Below are 20206 nucleotides of genomic sequence, written 5' to 3' on the forward strand. Positions count from 1 at the left end.
AGGGGTCGCGCCCGCCAGCCGATAATGGGGAGGACAGAACTCCCGCGATAGAGCGCATCGATCACTTCATCGGAACAAGCGATTGGACGCTCTACGCTCCGGTCGGTAGCTTGCTCACTAACTGATCGCGTCATTTTTGTCGCAGCTGTCCGGCGAACAATCAGACGCGCATCGTTGCCTGTACAGGGACCTGCCGCCGTGTCACCGACACGCTCGCGCATCAAGACTGGACGCTTGAAAACACCCGAATAAAGCTACCTCCTATATTGCGCGGCGCGCGGCGTTCTTGCCGCAGCGCAGGCCATTGCGTGCGAGTCCAGAACCATGTCAATCAACACTCCACAACAAATCGCCGAGATGACGGTCGAAGCGGGCGTCAAGAAATCCCGTCTGCCCGCGCTGTCGATCATGGTGCTCGGCTTCCTCGCCGGGGCCTTCATCGCACTGGGCTTTCTGCTCGACATTCACGTCAGCACCATGATTCCGGGGCCATGGGCTTCCCTGGGCAACCTGCTCGGCGCCGCAGTCTTCCCGATCGGCCTGATCCTGGTGATTCTGGCGGGCGGCGAATTGCTGACCGGCAACATGATGAGCCTGCCCACCGCCATGTTCGCCCGGCGGATCTCGGCGGGCGCCGTCGCTCGCAACTGGCTGCTGGTGACCTTCGCCAACCTGCTGGGCGCCCTGTTCATCGCGTACTTCTTTGGCCACGTACTGGGGCTGACCGAAGGCGCGTACCTGAACAAAACCCTGGCCATTGCCAACGCCAAGGTGAGCGCCGACTTCGGTCAGGCCTTCATTTCCGGCATCGGTTGCAACTGGCTGGTGTGCCTGGCGGTCTGGCTTTCCTATGCAAGCAAGGACGTCACCGGCAAGATCCTCGGCATGTGGTTCCCGATCATGGCGTTCGTGGCCATCGGCTTCCAGCACGTGGTCGCGAACATGTTCGTGATTCCGGCAGCAATTTTTGCCGATGCCCTGAGCTGGACTCGATTCGTCGAGAACTTCGTCGCAGTGTTCCTCGGTAATGCCGTGGGAGGTGCAATTTTTGTCGGTCTGGCGTATTACGTGTCATATTCGAGGGCCACACAGGCTCCGGTGACCGGCGATGCGGTTGCGACAATCGTGCAATCCACGGGTCACAAGATTTAACGCTTCAGTCGCGCGCACCGTGAACGCGGTACGCGCGGCCTGCTTCTGCCACGCAGCACGCTGTCGAGATAAGCAATGTCAGATCGAATTCTGCTAGACGGGTTTTCACGCAAAGTCGATTACGTACGCATGTCGGTGACCGATCGCTGCGATTTTCGCTGCGTCTACTGCATGGCCGAAGACATGACCTTTCTGCCGCGTCAGCAGATCCTCTCGCTTGAAGAGATCCATCAACTGGCCGAGCGTTTCGTCGCGCTGGGCACCCGTAAAATTCGCCTTACCGGTGGCGAGCCGCTGGTCCGCGCAGGCATCGTCGGCCTGTGCAAGAACATCGCCGCGCTGCCCGGCCTGCGCGAACTGTGCATGACCACCAACGGCTCGCAGCTGGACAAACTCGCCGTACCGCTTTTCGAAGCCGGCCTGACGCGCCTCAATATCAGCCTGGACAGCCTGGACCCTGCGCTGTTCAAGGAACTGACCCGCACCGGCGAGCTAAGTAAAGTGATTGCCGGTATCGACGCGGCCATCGCCGCGGGCTTCCAGCGCACGAAGCTCAATTGTGTGGTGATGCAAGGCCGCAACGATCACGAAATCAACGATCTGGTGGCGTTCGCCATTGATCGGGGCCTGGACATCACCTTCATCGAAGAGATGCCTCTGGGGGTGATCAGCGAACACAGCCGGGCCGAGTCCTTCTTTTCCAGCGAGCAGGTGCGCGAGCGCATCGCTGAACGCTACACGCTGATCCACTCCACCGAATCGACACAAGGCCCGTCGCGATACTGGCGCGTGGCCGAAGCGCCGGACATCCGCATCGGCTTCATCTCGCCCCACAGCCACAACTTCTGTGCCACGTGCAACCGAGTGCGGGTGACGGTCGAAGGCCGCTTGCTGTTGTGCCTGGGCAATGAACATTCGGCGGACCTCAAGGCCGTTCTTCGCGCCAACCCCGGCCAGCCGGAGAAGCTGGAAAAAGCGATCATCGACGCCATGCAGCTCAAGCCCTACCGCCACAACTTCGAGCTCAACGATGACGTGCAGGTCGTGCGCTTCATGAACATGACCGGCGGCTGACACGCATCACCCGTCCTTGCCCCAGTCGTGCCAGTGGTGGTGCGATGTACGGGGCAGCCGTTCAGTCCCGCCGGGACGTGCGCCTCGCTGGCATTTCCAGCAAGGCCCTGGCGACATCGACCATTCGCTGACCCCGCTCCATCGATGAGACGCGCAGCCGTTCGTAGGCGTCGTGTTCACTGAGCTGAAATTCGTCCATCAACAACCGCTTGGCCCGTTCAACCAGCTTGCGTTCATTTAACGCCTGGCGGGCCTCGTCGCGCTCGTCATTGGCGGTCAGCAGGCGCCGCGTCTGCGAATGCAGCATCTCCAGCACCGAACGCCCCAGGTGATGCCCCAGGCCATCGCGCGGCACCGTGCTCAGGTCCAGCGCCTGGACGTTGAACAGCAGCGCCTGATCCGCGCAGGCAGCACTCTCAAGGCTGACCAGCCGCTTGAGCAGCGTGCGATGGTTGTCCAGATCGGCGCGCGCCTGGCGGATGCTCGCCTGACAGGTGCTCGACAGCACCTGGGCCAGACGGGTTTCCACCTCTCGCATGGCATCGATGCGGGCGGTGGTCAGGTCGAACCACATCTGCGACAGCGTCGGATCGACCCGCTCGCTTTCGGACGTTTTCAGCGCCACGGTCCTGAGCCGCGTCACCTGCGCCGAGGTGTCGCTGGCCTGCAGGTTCAGCCACAGGCGCCGCGCTTCATCATCGGCAAACTCGGCGAACGTCTGAAAGCAGCGCTCCTGCCCCTGCACCAGATGTTCGATGCGCTGGCGCACCAGCGTGTCGAAAAAACCCGCCGCGAAGCCGTTCACCCCGATCGCGCGCTCCTGCCCCGCCAGCTCTTTGCCCTGCATGAAATTGAACAGCGCCACCAGCACGCGGGTGACGGGAGGATCGATCGCTGTGTCGGCCGCCTCGAACACCACTGCCAGCAACCCACCGATCAGGCGCGTCAGTGCCGCCGTGGCCTCAACCGGGGTCAGACGTTGATCGCGAATGCGTCGACGCAAGCCCGGCAGATCGTCGAGCGCGTGCATGACGAACGCCAGACGGTTGAACAGCCGCGCACGGTCCGAAGCGCTCGCCGACTCCAGGTCGATGCCGTCAAAACAGGCGACGACACGCTGCTCGACGGCGCTGGCCTGCGCGCTCAATGCATCAAGTCGGGGCAATTGACGGGTGTCCTTGCTGCCCAGATAGACATTCGAATACCCCCGCTCGCGCTGCAAGGCATGCACCCATTGGCTGATCAGCGTGACCAGCTCACAGGTCTGCGCCAGGCCCTCCAGGCCGGCCAACTCACTGCGCCGGGCGGCGAGCATGAAACGCAAAGCGGGCGGCATGTGGGTGTCGGTCATACGCGTCAATTCTCAGGCAGGATTCCCGCCAGTCATGCAAAAGCAGGGCCTTCGCAGGCCTTCCGCCTTCTCGTGCCTCAGCCTTGTTGCGTCAGGGCTTCAAAGGCTTCCTCGATGTCGCTGGCTCGTGTCGGCCGAACCAGCCGTGTGATCTCCTGGCCATCGCGCATGAACACCAGCGTTGGCCAGAGTTTGACGCGGAACGAGCGGCCGAGAGGGCGACCGCTGCCGTCTTCGATTTTCAGCCGGCGCACCTGCGGATAGTCCGCACTCACCTCACCAATCAGCGGTTGTGCGGCATTACAGTGCCCGCACCAGTTGGTGCCGAATTCAATAACGCTGGCGCCAGCCAGTGCATTCACGTCGGCGCGAGTGAGGGTTTCTGGAACGTAGGGCTGGCCGGACATTTCAACTCCCGATGAGGCGTGCGTCGCCTCGTGGCTGTTCAAGGATGGGCGTTTCGGGAATGCGTGCTGGGTGATCGCCTGGCGGCAAGTCTAACCACGCACGCGGTGATGAAACAAAGACCCGCCAGGGCAGCAGCGGTTTCCTCGACATCAAACCACCGATCACTTTCATTTAGAGAGTGACTTGCACAATGAAAGCCACATCGTTAGATTACACCCATCATTTAGAAGCCGTCACCGGTTTCGGAGGTCTGGTCATGAAGAAGAAAAGTTTCGCCGACATGCCCTGCCCGATCGCTCACAGCCTGGAACACGTGGGTGACTGGTGGAACATTCTGATCCTGCGTGACATGTCTTACGGCCTGAGCCGGTTCGATGAATTCCAGAAAAGTCTGGGCATCGCCAGCAATACCCTGACCCGTCGCCTCCAGGGGCTGATGGCGTCGGGGCTGGTCGAGCGCAGCGCCTACAGCGACAAACCGATCCGGTATGACTATCTGCTGACCGAACGTGGACGCGATTTTCGCCCTGTGGTCCTGACGCTCATGAAATGGGGCAGCCAGCATTTCTCGGCCAATGGCTCGAACATCGAGCTGATCGACGAAACCACCGGCGAGCCCGTCGATCTGGTGCTGGCCGACGCCAACACCGGCAAGCGCATCAGCATGCGCGATCACAGCCTGCGCTACAAAGGCGAAGACAGTATTTCCGCATGGCGCCTGGAGACAGGACGCGCCCGTCGCGATGCCTATCGCAAGCACCTTCCCCCTTCCCAACCTCTGCTGATCAACAGGTAATCCGCGATGAACAACCCCCAGACCGTCACCGAGCCCGCCGCCGCTGCTGCGCCGTCGAAACCCGCCCGGGGCAAACGCTTGATGCTGTTGCTGCTGGTGGCCGTCATTGTCGTCGCTGCCGTGATTTTCGGCTTGCACTGGTGGACATTCGGGCGTTTCCTCGAGTCGACCGACGATGCCTACGTCGGTGGCGATGTCACGGTGATCGGGCCCAAAGTCCCGGGCTACATCACCGCATTGAAGGTGGTGGACAACCAGTTCGTCCACGCCGGCGATCTGCTGGTGAAGATCGATGATCGCGATTACCTGGCCGCGCTGGCCAAGGCCGAAGGCGCGGTGGCTGCGCAGGAAGCGTTGCTCGCCAACCTGGACGCCACCGAGCAGTTGCAGCATGCAGTGGTAAGCCAGGCCAAAGCCGGCATCGACGCCGCGAACGCCGAAACGGTGCGCTCCCGCGATGACCAGAAGCGTTATGAGGTGCTGTCGGGGCGCTCGGCCGTGTCGATCGAAAGCTTCCAGCGTGCCGACGCCACCTATAAGACCGCCCAGGCCAACGGCGCCCGCGCGCAGGCTTCCCTGCTCGCCTCGCAACGCCAGCTCGACGTCATCGCCACGCAGAAACAACAAGCCCGCGCGGCCCTGGCCCAGGCTCGCGCCGAACGTGATCTGGCGCGTCTCAATGTGGCCTACACCGAGCTTCGCGCGCCGGTCGACGGCGTGATTGGCAATCGCCGGGCGCGCGTGGGCGCCTACGCGGGCGCCGGCTCACAGCTGCTGTCCGTGGTGCCCGCGACAGGGCTGTGGGTCGACGCCAACTTCAAGGAAGACCAACTGACGCACATGCAAGTCGGCCAGGCCGTCACCATCGAAGCCGACGTCTTGCCGGGCCAGGTTTTCCACGGTCACCTGAACAGTCTGGCGCCCGCAACCGGCTCGCAGTTCAGCGTCCTGCCGCCGGAAAACGCCACCGGCAACTTTACTAAGATCGTCCAGCGGGTGCCGGTGCGGGTGTACCTGGACGGCGACGACGGCAACCTCGGCAAATTGCGTCCGGGGCTTTCGGTGATCGCCCGTGTCGATACCAAGGCCGCGGCGCAAAGTGATGGCGCGCAAACCGGAAACGTCGCCAGCGCGGTCGACGGGAAACCCGCGCCATGAGTGCAACTCTCGCCACCCCCGCCGCTCCGACAGCGCGAAGCAACGGCCCGGTCGACGCGGCCTCGATGCCGACGATGGCGAAAGTCCTGGCGTTCGCGAGCATGTGTCTGGGCATGTTCATCGCCCTGCTGGACATCCAGATCGTGTCGGCCTCGCTGCGTGACATCGGTGGCGGCCTCTCAGCGGGCTCCGATGAAACGGCGTGGGTGCAGACCAGTTACCTGATCGCTGAAATCGTCGTGATCCCTCTTTCCGGCTGGCTTGCCCGGGTGTTTTCCACGCGTTGGTTGTTCTGCGCGTCCGCTGTGGGCTTCACCCTCGCCAGCCTGTTGTGCGGGCTGGCCTGGAACATCCAGAGCATGATTGCCTTCCGCGCGCTGCAGGGGTTTCTCGGGGGCTCGATGATCCCCATGGTGTTCACTTCGGCCTTCATGTTCTTCACCGGCAAACAGCGGGTGATCGCCGCCTCGACCATCGGCGCCATCGCTTCCCTGGCCCCCACGCTCGGGCCGGTGATCGGCGGCTGGATCACCGACGTGTCGTCGTGGCACTGGCTGTTCTACATCAATCTGGTGCCGGGTATCTTCGTGGCGGTCGCGGTGCCGATCCTGGTCAACATCGACTCGATGGACCTCAAGCTGCTGCGGGGCGCCGATTACATCAGCATGGTGTTTCTCGCGCTGTTCCTCGGTTGCCTGGAATACACCCTCGAAGAAGGGCCGCGCTGGAACTGGTTCAGCGACCAGACCATCCTCACCACGGCGTGGGTGTCCGGCGTCGCCGCACTGGCGTTCATCAGCCGCACCCTGCTGGTGAAGAACCCGGTGGTGGACCTGCGCGCCTTGAGCGACCGCAACTTTGCGCTGGGCTGTTTCTTCTCGTTCGTCACCGGGATCGGTCTGTTCGCGACGATTTATCTGACGCCACTGTTTCTCGGCCGGGTTCGCGGGTACAGCGCGCTGGAAATCGGTGAGGCGGTGTTTTCCACCGGCGTGTTTCAGCTTGCTGCCATTCCGGTGTACGGGTTTCTGGCCAACCGCGTCGATCTGCGCTGGATCATGATGTTCGGGCTGTCACTGTTCGCGTTGTCGATGTGGGACTTCTCGCCGATCACCCACGACTGGGGCGGCCATGAATTGTTGCTGCCGCAAGCCATTCGCGGCTTTGCCCAGCAGATGGCGGTGCCGCCAACGGTCACGCTGACCCTGGGCAGCCTGCACCCCTCACGCCTGAAGCAGGCCTCGGGGTTGTTCAATCTGATGCGCAACCTGGGCGGCGCCATCGGCATTGCGGCCTGCGCCACGATCCTCAACGACCGCACCAACCTGCACTTCACTCATCTGGCCGAGCACCTCAATACCCGCAATGAGGCGATGAACAACTGGTTGAGCACCGTCACCGGCAACTTCGCCAATCTGGGGCAGAACGCCGCTGATGCCAGCCAATCCGCGCTGCACCAGCTCTGGTTGCTGACGTACCGTGAAGCGCAGACGCAGACCTATTCGGACGCATTCCTGGCGATCATGGTCTGCTTCATCGTCGCGGTTGCCATGGTGCCGTTGATGCACAAGGTCGTGCCACCGAAAGCTCCGTCAGCCGACGCGCACTGACCGAAGAGACCGCCCTCACCATGACTACTCACTCACTTGCGCACTCTGTCTCGAGGACAGCCCCATGACCGCTCAGGCCTCTCGCTTCACCCGCAGTGGCGTCTTCGCCTTCGGCGCGCTGTTCACTGCCCTGGTCGGCTGCACAGTGGGCCCGGACTACCAGCGCCCGCCAGACACCCTGACCGCCACGTACCAGAATCAGTCACTGCTGCAGCAACGGGTTGGCGAGACGCCGGCCCCCGCACTGGACAGCTGGTGGACCGGGTTCAATGATCCCGAACTGAACCGGATCGTTCAGCGTGCGCTGGATCAGAACCTCGATCTGGCCGCCTCATTTGCGCGGGTTGAACAGGCGCGCGCGGTCGCGCGACAGGCCGGCGCCATACGCCTGCCCCAAGGCGCCCTGGATGCGCGGGTGGTGCGTCAGCGACAGTCCACCGAGAGCGCTCAAGGTGAGGTGGGCAGCGCATTTCCCGGTTACGAACGCAACCAGACGCTGGAAACCCTCGGCGTCGGCGCCAGCTGGGAAGCGGATCTGGCCGGCGGTCTGAAGCGTGATGAAGAGTCAGCGTTCGACGAGGCCCAGGCGGCCGAGGCCAGTCATGCAGGCGTGCGCATTTCGGTCGCCGCCGAAGCGGCGGACGCCTACTTCCGCATTCGAGGCGCTCAACAGCGCCTGGCGGTTGCACAGGATCAGATCAACACCCAGGACAACCTGCTGAACCTGATCAACGACCGCATGGGCAGCGGCCTTGCGACCCATCGCGAGCAAGCGCAGGCTCAGGCGCTGGTGTTACAGGCGCGCGCGACGCTCCCGCCCCTGCGCACCGAGCTCGCCACTCAGCTCAACCGGCTTGACGTCCTGATGGGCGCGCAGCCTGGCACCTGGTCACACACACTCAGCAACGGCGCCCGACCTTACAGCGTGCCGACCATCAGCGACAGCCAGGGACCGGCGGATCTGCTGCGGCGCAGGCCCGACGTGATCGCGGCCGAGCGCAGACTGGCGGCGTCGAACGCGCGCATCGGTGCGGCGATCTCCGAGTATTACCCGAAAGTCTCGTTGTCCGGCCTGCTGGGCTTCGACACGGCCCACAGCGGTGAATTGCTCACCTCCTCGGCCTTTCAGCCGCAGGCGATCCTCGGCCTGCACTGGCGCTTGTTCGACTTTGGCCGCGTCGATGCGCAAGTCGCGCAAGCCAAAGGCGCTAATGCTCAAGCCCTCGCCGAATACCGCCAGTCAATGCTCAAAGCCACCGAAGACGTGGAAAACGCCATCGTCACGCTGGTGGAGCTGGAACGCCAACAAGCCGAAGTGGATCAGGAAGTCGCCGCGCACCAGACCGCACGCGATGCCGCGCAGGACGCCTACACCGGTGGCGCGATCAGCCTGGTCGAAGTGCTGGATGAGGACCGCCAGTTGCTGACCTCTCGCGATCAACTGGCGCAATTACGCGCCAACGACGCGCGCGCGGCCGTGTCGACGTTCCGCGCGCTTGGCGGCGGTTGGCCGCAAGCGAAAAGGGACGTGACTAAACAATGAGTCGCGGAACGGACCGCGGTGGACAGCCACGACAGCGATGGCGGCAGAACCTGCGCCTTCGTGAGTAAGCTCACTCCCACAGAGGTCTCCGGTTATTCCAGAACGCTCGGGCCACACCCAACGCCCGCAGGAGCTCGCTTGCCCGCGAAGAGGCCTGCAGAGCTGCCGCAACGGTGACGGTAAACCTCAACACAGTCACTCCCGCAAGGCCCTCCCACGGCGCCTTCGCGGCAGTGATCGGTATCCGCTCAGCCCTTGATGAAGCCCAGCAGGATTTCGTTGATTTCTTCAGGCTGCACGTTGCACATGCCGTGGGAACCGCCTTTGACCACGTGGAGGGTCGAGTCCTTCACCAATTCGTGGCTCTTGTAGCCAGACGCAACGATCGGCACGATCTGGTCGTCGTCGCCGTGCAGAATCAGCGTGGGCACATCGATCTTTTTCAGGTCTTCGGTAAAGTCGGTTTCCGAGAATGCCTTGATGCAATCGAACTCGCCCTTGACGCTGCCCAGCATGCCGAGCGCCCAGAACGAGTCGATGGCGCCCTGAGAAACCTTGGCACCGTCGCGGTTGAAACCGAAGAACGGCACGGCCAGGTCTTTGAAAAACTGTGAGCGGTCGGCGGTGAAGCCTGCACGAATCCCGTCAAACACCTCCATGGGCAGGCCCTCAGGGTTGGCGGCGGTTTTCAGCATGATCGGCGGAACGGCGCCGATCAACACGGCCTTGGCCACACGCGAGGAACCGTGACGACCGATGTAACGGGCCACTTCGCCGCCACCGGTGGAGTGCCCGATCATGATCGCGTCTTTGAGGTCCAGCGCTTCGAACAACTGCGCCAGGTCATCGGCGTAGGTGTCCATGTCGTTGCCATCCCAGGTCTGGCCGGAGCGGCCGTGACCACGGCGGTCATGGGCAATGACGCGATAACCTTTCTGGCCAAGGAACAGCATCTGTGCATCCCATGCATCGCCGTCCAGCGGCCAGCCGTGGGAGAACACGATAGGCTGGCCAGTGCCCCAGTCCTTGTAGAAAAACTCGGTGCCGTCTTTCAGCGTCAGAATAGACATGAAGCGCAATCTCCGGGAAATATGCAGGGAACGTACAGCGTAGACCGGGATTGTGACGATGCATTGAAGAAATGTGCTTGTTTACAACCGATCCACAGCTTGCACTGGCCTCTTCCCGGCTGACGCCGGTCCTACAGACGCTGCAGGCCTTTCGTAGGACCGGCTTTAGCCGGGAAGGCGCGGATGTTGCGCCGGCAATCAACGGGGCGTTCAACACTTCCACCGGAAACATCCGCGTGAGCGCGGCCAAAATGCGCCGCCGACGTAATCGCGCCGCCGCTAGAGTTGCATCCCGTCCCGCCCGATGAGCACGTTGCCCGGCAGTGCCGCAGCATGCTCGATCAGCCAGGCATCCAGTGTATGGCCGATGTGGGTCAGCACGCCGCGCCTTGGCTGCAGGTTGTCGATGATCTGCAGAGCCAGCGTCAGATCGTTATGGTTACGGGGGGCTTGCGCCTGGGGCGGCATCGAGCAGTCGAGGATCAGCAGATCGAGCGACTGGCGCTGCAGAAACGCCGTCGTCTCCTCCGGCAAGCCGACAGTGTCGGTCAGGTAGGCGACACGACGCCCGCCGCCTTCAAGCAGGTAACCCAGCGTCGGCCTGGAATGCACCAGCGGCAACGCCGTCACTTGCAGCTCAGCGAATGCGCGGCTTTCGAACGGCATGAACGGCTGACTGAAATCCAGTATTCCCGGGTGTTTGTACAGGTCCGCCAGCCCTTCCGGATCCGCCGGACCATGCACCGGAATCACCAGCCCCTGCCCCCAGCGCAGGTGCAGCAGGCCCTGCGCATGGTCAGCGTGGTAATGGGTCTGGAAAATGCCGCTCAGTGTGCGCGGTGCGAAGCGTTCGGTCAGGTCCGTGAGGCCGCTGTCGATCAACCAGCGTTGCCCCTCCAACTCGATCAGCGCGCAACAGGGCCGTCGGCGCAACCGCGGGTCGGTATGGGCCGCCTCGCACGCCCGGCACTGGCAGCCGTAAACCGGCACTTGCCGCGCATCCCCTGTTCCCAGCAAGGTCAGGCGCATGCGTGCTCCCGGTCGATGCGCTGCAGCAACCGCGCGACGGTCTGTTCGAGCGCGCCGGAATTGTCCAGCAGCATCAATGAAGGATCGTGCTCGATCAGGTCATCGGCAAACTGCGCATTACGAGCCAGCCGCGCTTCGATCTCCTGCGGCGATTCACGGCCGCGTTCCAGCAAGCGATGACGCAGCACCACCTGATCGACGCTGAGCAAGACCACCAGCATGTCGGGATAACGCTCGCGGGCCTGGGCCAGATGCCCGCGCGAACCGTTGACGAGCACGTCATGCCCGTCGCTCAGCCATTCATCGATCTCTTTGCCGATGCCGTAATGCAGGCCGTTGGCAAACCAGCTCAGGGCGAATGCACCCTGAGCCTGCATGTCGCTGAATTGCTCGACGCTGACTGCCTGGGCGGCCTCGCCCCTGGCTTCCGCGGACCGGGTGATGACGCGGCGCACGATCCTGCAGCCGCGGGCGGCCATGGCTTCGCGCGCGGCATCGAGCAGGCTGTCCTTGCCCGAACCGGACGGTCCGATGAGATAGATCAACCTGCCTGCCATCAAAACACCCTCTTCGCTTGCCGCCAGACTTGCTGAATGACCGGTAACGTGCCCACTGCACGGGCGTGGATCAGGTCGCCGCGCAAGCCGCTGCGGATTTCACCCCGGTCATGCAGCCCCGCTGAACGCGCAGGCGCCAGGCTGACCGTGGTCACCGCACGCGCCAGACCGGCGCCTGACAGCGTGCCGGCGCCATCCTGCTGCGCCGCCTGTTCCAGCTGATCGCCCAGGGCGAACGCCGCCTGCAGCAGGCTGGCCGGATAGTAATCGCTGGACAGAATATCCAGTAGCCCTTCTTTAGCAAGGGTAGCCGCTGCGATGTTGCCCGAGTGAGAACCGCCACGAACGATGTTCGGCGCGCCCATCAGTACGCTCATCTCCAGTCGGCGGCAGGCTTGCGCCGCTTCCAGTGTCGTCGGGAATTCGGCGATGGTCATGCCGTAACCTGCGGACTCCTCGACGTGCTCCACCGTGGCATCATCATGGCTGGCGACCGACAGACCGCGGGCCAGGCAGATATCGACGATCGCCTTGCGGTAACGGTCGCTGTAAATCTTCGAGTTGGCGACCTGTTCGACGATGAACGCGTCCATCTGCTCGCTGCTCAGGTGATATTTGCCCATGTAGTACTCGCGGTACTTGGATTCAAGGGCAAACTGACGCTGACCCGGCGAGTGGTCCATGGTCGACACCAGTTGCACCAGCGGCTGTTCAACCAGATCGCGGAACACGCTGAGCGTGTCCGGGTGACAGACTTCGCAGCGCAGGTGCAGGCGGTGCTCGGCGCGGGTCATGTCAGCGGCGTTGGCGCTGGCGATTGCCTCGACCATCCCGGGCAATTGCTGCATGCGCTTGCCCTTGGGATTCACATCCCCGATCGACAGCGCGTCGAACACCGTCGTGATGCCCGCGGCGATGATCTGCGCATCGTGGCTCATGACCGCCGAGGCCGACGGCCAGTCCACGCCGGGACGCGGGCTCAAGTGTTTTTCCAGATTGTCGGTGTGCAGTTCCACCAGTCCCGGCAGCAGGTAGTCGCCGTCCAGGTTCTGCGCCTGTGGCAGGTGACTGACGCCACGGTCGACGTCGTCGATCAGGCCGTCGCGCAAGACCACGGTGCCCGTGAACACCTGATCGGCGGTGACGATGCGCGCATTGGTCAGAATCTGTTCGTTCAGCATTGCTGCAACTCCTTGGCCGTCAGGCTCTTGTCGGACAGTGCTTGCGGGGTCATGTCCAGATGGCGGTCCGATACCGCTTCGCGGGCCAGACGGTCGTGGAAGATGCCGATCACCGCAGTGCCGGCGCGCTTGGCCTCATTGATCAGTTCGAGCACCACCTGACGGTTGCCGTCATCCAGCGATGCGGTGGGTTCGTCCAGCAGCATCACCGGCCAGGGCACCATGAAGCCGCGCGCGATGTTGACGCGTTGCTGCTCGCCGCCGGAAAACGTACCCGGCGCCAGCTGCCACAAGCGCTGGGGAATGTTCAGGCGGCTCAACAGATGTTGGGCACGGGCCTGGGCATCCTCACCCCGCCAGCCTCGGGCAAGCGCCGGCTCCATCACCACGTCCAGCGTCGCCACCCGAGGAATCACCCGCAAAAACTGGCTGACATAGCCCAGTGTCTGCTGACGCACGGCCAGCACATCGCGCGGCACGGCGCCGACCAGCTCCAGCCACTGGCCCTGGTGTTGCACGCGAATGCTCCCGCCCGCTGGCAGATAGTTGCCGTAGAGCGTACGCAGCAGCGTGCTCTTGCCTGCCCCGGAATGCCCGTGCAACACCAGGCATTCACCGCCACGCACCGAGAAACTCAGGCCGCGCAGCACATTGAGCACCACCCCGTTCTGCTGATGCAGGGTGAAGGTCTTCGAGAGGTCACGGACCTCGATCAGCGTGTTCATCAAAGCCACTCCATAAGCCGGATCAGGGCGGTCATCAAGGTTGCAGCACCGAAGACACCAGCAACTGCGAATACGGGTGTTGCGGATCGTCGAGGATCTGATCGGTCAGCCCGGTTTCCACCACGCGCGAACGGCGCATGACCATCAGCCGGTCAGCCAGCAATCGCGCCACCGCCAGGTCGTGGGTGACGATCACCACCGCCAGATCCAGTTCGCGGACCAGCCCGCGCATCAGGTCAAGCAGGCGCGCCTGTACCGAGACATCCAGCCCGCCGGTCGGCTCATCCATGAACACCAGGCGCGGCCCGGAAACCAGGTTGCGGGCGATCTGCAGGCGCTGCTGCATGCCGCCGGAAAAGGTCCGTGGCAGGTCGTCTATACGCGCCGGATCGATTTCCACCTGATTGAGCCAGTCGAGCCCTGCGGCGCGCAGTTGCTGATAATTGCGGATGCCCTGAGCCATCAGCCGCTCGCCGATGTTGGCGCCGGCCGACACCGCCATGCGCAGGCCGTCACGGGGGTTCTGTTCGACGAACCCCCATTCGGTGCGCAGCAACGTCCTGCGCTCGGCTTCGCTGGCGCTGTAAAGGTCCAGCCACGTCCCCTGCGTCGTGCGGTAATCGATCACCCCGCTGTCCGGCGGACAACGCCCGCTGAGCAACGAAAGCAGTGTCGATTTGCCGGAGCCGGACTCGCCGACGATGCCCAGCACCTCGCCCGGGTAGAGCTCGAAACTCACGTCCTGACAGCCCTTATCCGGGCCATACAACTTGCTCAGGCCGTTGACCTTGAGCAGCGGCAGCGCCGGGTCGGCGGCCACGGCCTGATGAACCTTCTGAGCGGCATTCATTGCCCTGTCCTCCCTTCGTTGACGCGCTGGGCGCAGTAATCGGTGTCCGAGCAGACGAAGCTCTGAGTGCCCTGATCATCCAGAATCAGCTCATCGAGGAACGAGTCATGACTGCCGCAGATCGCGCAGTTGTGCGCCCATTTCTGCACCTCGAACGGGTGATCCTCGAAATCCAGGCTGGTGACGCGGGTGAAGGGCGGGACGGCGTACAGGCGTTTCTCGCGACCGGCGCCGAACAGCATCAGCGCCGGGCTCATGTCGAGTTTCGGGTTATCGAATTTGGGGATCGGCGACGGGTCCATCACGTAGCGCTCATCCACCGTCACCGGATAGGCGTAAGCCGTGGCGATGTGGCCGAAGGTGGCGATGTCTTCGTAGAGTTTCACGTGCATCACACCGTAGTCGTTCAGCGCGTGCATGGTGCGGGTCTCGGTTTCCGAGGGTTCGATGAACCTCAGCGGCTCGGGAATCGGCACCTGATACACCATGATCTGGTCGCTGTGCAGCGGCGTTTCCGGAATCCGGTGGCGGGTCTGGATGATCGTCGCTTCAGGCGTACGCTCGGTGGTCGCGACACCGGCGGTGCGCGCGAAGAAGCGGCGAATCGACACCGCGTTGGTGGTGTCGTCGGCGCCCTGGTCGATGACTTTGAGCACGTCTTCTGCGCCCAGAATGGCCGCGGTGAGTTGCATGCCACCGGTGCCCCAGCCGTACGGCAGCGGCATTTCACGGCCCCCAAATGGGACTTGATAGCCGGGAATCGCCACCGCCTTGAGCAGGCCGCGACGGATCATGCGTTTGGTCTGTTCATCCAGATAGGCGAAGTTGTAAGCCTCATCGCGAGATTCCCGGGGTGAGGGACGAGGTTGCGTAGCAGCGTTCATCAGGCTTGCTCCTTGGCAGGCGTGCGCAGTTTGCGGATCAGCTCCAGTTCGGCCTGAAAGTCGACGTAGTGCGGCAGCTTGAGGTGCGAGACGAAGCCGCTGGCTTCAACGTTGTCGCAGTGCGCCAGGACGAATTCCTCCTGTTGCGCCGGGGAGACGATTTCTTCGGCGTACTCGCTGGCACGCAGGGAGCGATCCACCAGCGCCATGCCCATGGCCTTGCGTTCGGCATGCCCGAAGGCCAGACCGTAGCCGCGGGTGAACTGCGGCAGTTCGCTGGCGGAGCCGACGAATTGGTTGACCATTTCGCATTCGGTGACTTCGATCGAGCCGATGGAGATCGCGAAACCCAACTCTTCCGGCTCGATCCAGACGTCCACTTCACCCACGCGGATTTCCCCCGCGAAGGGATGATTGCGGCCATAGCCGCGTTGCGTGGAATAACCCAGCGCCAACAGGAAGCCCTCGTCCCCGCGCGCCAGCGCCTGCAGACGCTCGGCGCGGCTGGCCGGGTATTCCAGCGGCTCGCGGGTGATGTCGGCGACCGGCGTGCCGGTATCGACCTCCTCCTTGATCAGCCCTTCCCTGGCCAGCAGCCCCAGTACCCGCGGGCACGCCTCGACGCGGGCATCGGCGCGGGTCTGCGGCCCTGCATAGTCGCCTTCGGCGAGCAGGCTGAAATCCAGCAGGCGGTGGGTGTAGTCGAAGGTCGGGCCGAGCAACTGGCCGCCGGGCACGTCCTTGAACGTGGCCGACAGACGACGATTGAGCAGCATGTTCGAGGTGTCGATCGGCACGCTCGCGCAAAAACGCGGCAAGGTGGTGCGATAGGCGCGCAGCAGGAAGATCGCTTCCACCAGATCGCCGGCTGCCTGCTTGATGGCCAGCGCGGCCAGTTCTTCGTCGTACAGCGAACCTTCGGTCATGACCCTGGCCACGGCCAGCGGCAGCTGTTGCTGGATCTGCGCGACGGCAAGCTCGGCGACCGACGTGTCACCCCGGCGTTTTTTGGCCAGCAGCTTGTGGGCGTTATCGATGGCCTGCTCGCCACCCTTGACGGCAACGTACATCAGGCACCTCCCTTGGCAATGGCGGGTTTGAAGGCGACCTGAGTGCTGCGTGGCAGGCCCATCAGCTCGCTGCCCGCGAGAAAAAACACATCGATGCCGCGGGGGAAGTCGTTACGTGAGTCACGCTCCTCCCAGAACGCCTCCTGCAGCGGCAGACTGACGTGGTTCTGGTGCTCGATACCCGGCCCGCGCAGCGTCACCTGACGGCCGCCCTGCAGGCTCGGCAGCTGAATCAGCAGCGTGCACGACTGGTCCGGGTAACGGTCGTTGCCCAGGTCGAACCCGCTGAGGTCGTGCAGCTGGCTGTCATCGAGCAGCGCGAAGCGTGCATTCTGTCGGTCGCTGACAATCGGGCAACCGCAATGAAATGTCAGGTTGGCGCGGATCGCCTGGGTGTCGAAGGCGGGCGCCAGCCACAGCGGCGTGTCGACATCCAGCAACGCCAGGCACAACGCGTGGCTTGCCGCTGCGAGACCCTCCAGGTGCGGCGGAGTCTGTGCGCTCGACAGGCTCTGGGCGATGCCGGGACCGGCCAGTGCCTTGAGCGCCGCGCGAAAACTGCGCTGCGAATCCAGCACCGGATCAGCGAAAGCAGGCTGTAACAACGACGCAGTAACGAGAGAGGTGCTCATCAGTTTTCTCCTCTGACCAGCGTGAAGAAGTCCACCTTGGTCGCGGCGGTTTCGGCTTGTTGTTGTGAACGGCGTTCGGCGTGGGCCAGCGCCAGCGGTTCGATCAGCTCACGCATCCAGTGAGCCTGTTGCGCGCCTTGCAGATGCGCGTCGGCCAGCGCCGCGAGTTCGGCCAGCGCCTTGTCGCGACCGGCCAGGTAGCTGTAACCGGTGCGCCCGTCGGCCAGCCGCACCACACAGCGGGTGACGCTCATTTCGCCGACATTGAACGGCGCGCCATTGCCGCCCATGCGCCCACGCACCAGGGCCATGCCAATTTCCGGCGCGCGGATCAGTTGATACTCGGCATCGCGCAGGGCCGCCTCGTGAGGCAGCAACTCGGCGCGGCGGCTGCGCGACAGCACGCCGATCCAGTGTTGACGGGCCGCATGTTCCGGCGCGGTGTCGAAAGCGGATGTTGCAGTCATCGAAGGCATCTCCATCAGGTGACGATCTGATACTGAAAGCGGTCGGAGCGGCTGGTGGAATGAGCGATCTCCACGGGCTGTCCGCTGGCATCGCGGGAAAGGGTGAGCACGGTCAGCGCGGGCAGATGGCGCGGCATCAACAGCACGCTGGCCTCTTCCCGGCTGGGCAGACGTGCCCCGATCAGGCTGAACGTGCGGGTCAGCGCAAGGTTGCGCGCGGCCAGAAACTCGCGCACCGAGCCACTCTGGTAGTCCGCCAGCAGGCCGGCGCGCGTGGCGCAATAACGGTGGCGAATCAAACTCACCGGCTGGCCGTCAAGGCGGCGCAGGGTCTGCAGTTCGATCAGCGGCGCGTGCTCTTCCAGGCCCAGATGCTCGGCTTCTTCACGCGTGGCCAGACACCGGCGGCGCTGCAACAGAACCGCTTCGACGCCATGGCCCAAGGCAGAAAGCGACTGGCTGTAGGCGCTCTGCGCCGCCACCGGATACACCAGCGGGCGACCCAGCACTTGCGTGCCTTTGCCCTGGCGACGCAGCAGGCAGCCCTCGCGCACCAGTTCATCGATGGCCCGGCGGATGGTGTGGCGATTGACCTCGAAGCGTGCCGCGAGCCGGGTTTCGGCCGGCAGGTATTCACCCGCGAGGTAGCTGCCGAGTTCGCTGCGCAGGGTTTCTGCCAGTTCGCGGTACATCGGTTCACGGCACTCGGGGTCAGCTTGTCTAGACAAATGCATGGCTAAAAAAAGGGTTCGCACCCTCTCCTGTCGTGATCGTTAAATGAATTGCTTGCGCAGGCGCTGGGAGAAGATGTCGATGACGCTGACCACCACGATGATCACCAGCAGCACCGCGCAGGTCTGGGTGAACTGGAACGCGCGGATGTTTTCCCAGAGGATCACGCCGATGCCGCCGGCGCCGACCATGCCCACCACCGTCGCCGAGCGCACGTTCGATTCGAAGCGGTAGAGCGCATAGGAAATCCACAGCGGCATGACCTGCGGAATGACACCGAAGATCACTTCCTGCAGCGCACTGGCGCCGGTCGCCCGCACCCCTTCGACGGGACCTGGGTCGATGGCCTCGACGGCTTCGGCGAACAGTTTGGCAAGCACGCCAGTGGTGCTGATCCACAGCGCCAGCACACCGGCGAACGGACCCAGCCCCACTGCGACGACGAAGAGCATCGCGAAGACCATTTCATTGATCGAACGGAAGGCGTCCATCACCCGGCGCAGCGGTTGGTGAATCCACCACGGCGTGATGTTGTCCGCGCACAGCACGCCCAGCGGCACCGAGCAGACGATCGCCAGCAGCGTGCCCCACAGCGCGATGTGCACGGTGACGATCATTTCCTTGAGGTAGGCGCGCCATTCGTGGAAATCAGGTGGAAAGAAATCCGCGGCGAAGGTCGCCATGTTGCCGGCGTCGCGATACAGCGCCAGCGGGTTCATTTCGGCGCCGTGCCAGGCCCAGCCCATCACGGCCAGAAACAGGCCCCAGCTCAGGTATTGCAGCCAGTTGCGCTTGCCCCCGGCGGTTTCAAGGTATGCAGCGTGAGTGGTCATAAACAGTCCCGTTGGCTAACACTCGAACAGCGATATCGGGCGCGGCGCCCACCTGCAGCGGCGCCGCGCCGGTCACGTCAGCCCGCCTTGGCGGTGCTCTGTTTTTCCAGTTCGGAAATGCGGTCCTGCAGCCTGGTCAGGCCGGCGTCGATCTCTTTCAGGCGCGCGGCTTTTTCATCGGCGCTCAAGCTGGTGCTGGCGGTGGTTTCGGTCTTCTGCTTGAACAGTTCAAGCTGGCGGATGGTCAGCAGCTGGTCATCCGAAGACTTGAGGAACTTGCCCATCTGCATGTTCTTCAACACGCTCTTTTCTTCGTCGGTGTCGCCGTAGTGCGCGAAGAAATCGCGGATCTTGTTCTTGGTCGCGTCGGACATGCCTTTGCGCCAGACCATCGGGTCGGCCGGGATGATCGGCGACTTCCAGATAACTTTGAGCAGGGCTGCCTTGTCCGGCTGAGTGACTTGCAGACGGTCCCAGCTTTCGGTGTTGAAGGTGGCGACATCCAGCTGACCCTTGGCCACGCTCAGGGCGTTGACTTCGTGGCTGGAATTGAGCGTGCGCTTGAAGGCGGTGGCGGCGTCGACGTTGTTCTTGGCGAACACGTAATAGCCAGGAACCAGATAGCCGGACGTGGAGTTTGGATCACCGTTGCCGAAGGTCAGCTCTTTGGCGTGCTTGAGCATGTCCTCGACCGAATTGATCGGGCTGTCCTTGCGCGCGATGATCACGCTCCAGTAGCCCGGCGCACCATTGGCGGCGGCAGTCTGGGCGAAGATTTCGCCGCCCGAGCGGTCGACCGCTTCCATCGCTGCCTTGTTGCCCAGCCAAGCCACGTCGACCTTGTTGAAACGCATGCCCTGGATCAGGCCCGCGTAGTCGGACGCGAAGGTGGCGTAGACTTTTAGCCCGGTCTTTTTCGACATGTCGTCGAGAAACGGCTGCCAGACGCTTTTCAGGTTTTGCGAAGACTCGGTGGACATGATGCCGAAGTTGATTGTGCTTTCGTCTGCGTGCGCGGCGCCTGTCAGGCAACCGGCAATAAGGGCGGCAGACGCGAGCACGCGACCGATACGGTTCAACATGG

At 63.4% G+C, this 20206-nt stretch carries 21 protein-coding genes; 6 read left to right on the top strand and 15 right to left on the bottom strand.

Features of this window, described 5'->3' with window-relative positions; genetic code table 11:
• The first annotated feature begins 324 nt into the window (after window positions 1–324).
• The gene (locus BMZ10_RS04090; protein ID WP_093458751.1) at window positions 325–1152 is read left to right on the top strand and encodes a formate/nitrite transporter family protein; all 828 of its coding nucleotides are present in this window, start codon (window positions 325–327) and stop codon (window positions 1150–1152) included.
• 75 nt (window positions 1153–1227) lie between these two features.
• A complete protein-coding gene (gene moaA, locus BMZ10_RS04095; protein ID WP_093458752.1) occupies window positions 1228–2226 on the top strand; it encodes a GTP 3',8-cyclase MoaA in 999 nt (332 codons plus the stop codon).
• A gap of 61 nt (window positions 2227–2287) precedes the next feature.
• Here moaA and BMZ10_RS04100 read toward each other — a convergent pair whose 3' ends face one another.
• Both BMZ10_RS04100 and BMZ10_RS04105 read right to left on the bottom strand, forming a co-directional pair.
• Window positions 2288–3577 (bottom strand): nitrate- and nitrite sensing domain-containing protein, encoded by a 1290-nt coding sequence (locus BMZ10_RS04100; protein ID WP_256214340.1) that lies wholly within the window; start codon window positions 3575–3577, stop codon window positions 2288–2290.
• 77 nt (window positions 3578–3654) lie between these two features.
• The gene (locus BMZ10_RS04105) at window positions 3655–3984 is read right to left on the bottom strand and encodes a thioredoxin family protein (RefSeq protein ID WP_093458753.1); all 330 of its coding nucleotides are present in this window, start codon (window positions 3982–3984) and stop codon (window positions 3655–3657) included.
• Window positions 3985–4241: 257 nt separating this feature from the next.
• On the opposite strand from BMZ10_RS04105, the gene BMZ10_RS04110 reads away from it, so the two are divergent.
• From BMZ10_RS04110 to BMZ10_RS04125, 4 genes are all read left to right on the top strand, one after another.
• Window positions 4242–4781: a winged helix-turn-helix transcriptional regulator gene (locus BMZ10_RS04110; protein WP_093458754.1), complete on the top strand. Its 540-nt coding sequence runs from the start codon at window positions 4242–4244 to the stop codon at window positions 4779–4781.
• A 6-nt stretch (window positions 4782–4787) separates the two neighbouring features.
• Entirely contained in the window at window positions 4788–5939 is a 1152-nt protein-coding gene (locus BMZ10_RS04115; RefSeq protein WP_093458755.1) for an HlyD family secretion protein, read from the top strand.
• The gene (locus BMZ10_RS04120; RefSeq protein ID WP_093458756.1) at window positions 5936–7549 is read left to right on the top strand and encodes a DHA2 family efflux MFS transporter permease subunit; all 1614 of its coding nucleotides are present in this window, start codon (window positions 5936–5938) and stop codon (window positions 7547–7549) included. The genes BMZ10_RS04115 and BMZ10_RS04120 overlap by 4 nt, the downstream gene beginning before the upstream one ends.
• Window positions 7550–7613: 64 nt before the next feature.
• On the top strand, window positions 7614–9092 hold the full coding sequence (locus BMZ10_RS04125; RefSeq protein ID WP_093458757.1) for an efflux transporter outer membrane subunit: 1479 nt from the start codon (window positions 7614–7616) through the stop codon (window positions 9090–9092).
• 248 nt (window positions 9093–9340) lie between these two features.
• Here the strand turns inward: BMZ10_RS04125 and BMZ10_RS04130 are convergent, their stop codons facing one another.
• From BMZ10_RS04130 to phnD, 13 genes are all read right to left on the bottom strand, one after another.
• Window positions 9341–10162 (bottom strand): alpha/beta fold hydrolase, encoded by an 822-nt coding sequence (locus BMZ10_RS04130; RefSeq protein WP_093458758.1) that lies wholly within the window; start codon window positions 10160–10162, stop codon window positions 9341–9343.
• Window positions 10163–10441: 279 nt separating this feature from the next.
• A complete protein-coding gene (gene phnP, locus BMZ10_RS04135) occupies window positions 10442–11191 on the bottom strand; it encodes a phosphonate metabolism protein PhnP (RefSeq protein WP_093458759.1) in 750 nt (249 codons plus the stop codon).
• The gene (phnN, locus tag BMZ10_RS04140; RefSeq protein ID WP_093458760.1) at window positions 11182–11748 is read right to left on the bottom strand and encodes a phosphonate metabolism protein/1,5-bisphosphokinase (PRPP-forming) PhnN; all 567 of its coding nucleotides are present in this window, start codon (window positions 11746–11748) and stop codon (window positions 11182–11184) included. Before phnN ends, phnP begins: the two co-directional genes overlap by 10 nt.
• On the bottom strand, window positions 11748–12929 hold the full coding sequence (locus tag BMZ10_RS04145) for an alpha-D-ribose 1-methylphosphonate 5-triphosphate diphosphatase (RefSeq protein ID WP_093458761.1): 1182 nt from the start codon (window positions 12927–12929) through the stop codon (window positions 11748–11750). The genes phnN and BMZ10_RS04145 overlap by 1 nt, the downstream gene beginning before the upstream one ends.
• Entirely contained in the window at window positions 12923–13654 is a 732-nt protein-coding gene (gene phnL, locus BMZ10_RS04150; RefSeq protein ID WP_093458762.1) for a phosphonate C-P lyase system protein PhnL, read from the bottom strand. The genes BMZ10_RS04145 and phnL overlap by 7 nt, the downstream gene beginning before the upstream one ends.
• 34 nt (window positions 13655–13688) lie before the next feature.
• Window positions 13689–14504, bottom strand: a complete 816-nt coding sequence (gene phnK, locus BMZ10_RS04155; RefSeq protein WP_093458763.1) for a phosphonate C-P lyase system protein PhnK — start codon at window positions 14502–14504, stop codon at window positions 13689–13691.
• Window positions 14501–15388 (bottom strand): alpha-D-ribose 1-methylphosphonate 5-phosphate C-P-lyase PhnJ, encoded by an 888-nt coding sequence (locus BMZ10_RS04160; RefSeq protein WP_093458764.1) that lies wholly within the window; start codon window positions 15386–15388, stop codon window positions 14501–14503. Before BMZ10_RS04160 ends, phnK begins: the two co-directional genes overlap by 4 nt.
• Window positions 15388–16458, bottom strand: coding sequence for a carbon-phosphorus lyase complex subunit (locus BMZ10_RS04165; RefSeq protein ID WP_093458765.1), 1071 nt, complete (start codon window positions 16456–16458; stop codon window positions 15388–15390). The genes BMZ10_RS04160 and BMZ10_RS04165 overlap by 1 nt, the downstream gene beginning before the upstream one ends.
• A complete protein-coding gene (phnH, locus tag BMZ10_RS04170) occupies window positions 16458–17090 on the bottom strand; it encodes a phosphonate C-P lyase system protein PhnH (RefSeq protein WP_093458766.1) in 633 nt (210 codons plus the stop codon). Before phnH ends, BMZ10_RS04165 begins: the two co-directional genes overlap by 1 nt.
• A complete protein-coding gene (gene phnG / locus BMZ10_RS04175; protein ID WP_093458767.1) occupies window positions 17090–17557 on the bottom strand; it encodes a phosphonate C-P lyase system protein PhnG in 468 nt (155 codons plus the stop codon). The genes phnH and phnG overlap by 1 nt, the downstream gene beginning before the upstream one ends.
• A 14-nt stretch (window positions 17558–17571) precedes the next feature.
• Window positions 17572–18291, bottom strand: coding sequence for a phosphonate metabolism transcriptional regulator PhnF (gene phnF, locus BMZ10_RS04180; RefSeq protein WP_093458768.1), 720 nt, complete (start codon window positions 18289–18291; stop codon window positions 17572–17574).
• A 39-nt stretch (window positions 18292–18330) separates the two neighbouring features.
• Window positions 18331–19122: a phosphonate ABC transporter, permease protein PhnE gene (gene phnE, locus BMZ10_RS04185; RefSeq protein WP_093458769.1), complete on the bottom strand. Its 792-nt coding sequence runs from the start codon at window positions 19120–19122 to the stop codon at window positions 18331–18333.
• Between the two features lie 77 nt (window positions 19123–19199).
• Window positions 19200–20204 carry a phosphonate ABC transporter substrate-binding protein gene (gene phnD / locus BMZ10_RS04190; RefSeq protein WP_093458770.1) on the bottom strand — a complete coding sequence of 335 codons (1005 nt, stop codon included), beginning with the start codon at window positions 20202–20204 and terminating at the stop codon, window positions 19200–19202.
• Window positions 20205–20206 lie beyond the last annotated feature (2 nt).

The sequence above is a fragment of the Pseudomonas sp. NFR16 genome (assembly GCF_900108875.1).
Lineage (GTDB): Bacteria > Pseudomonadota > Gammaproteobacteria > Pseudomonadales > Pseudomonadaceae > Aquipseudomonas.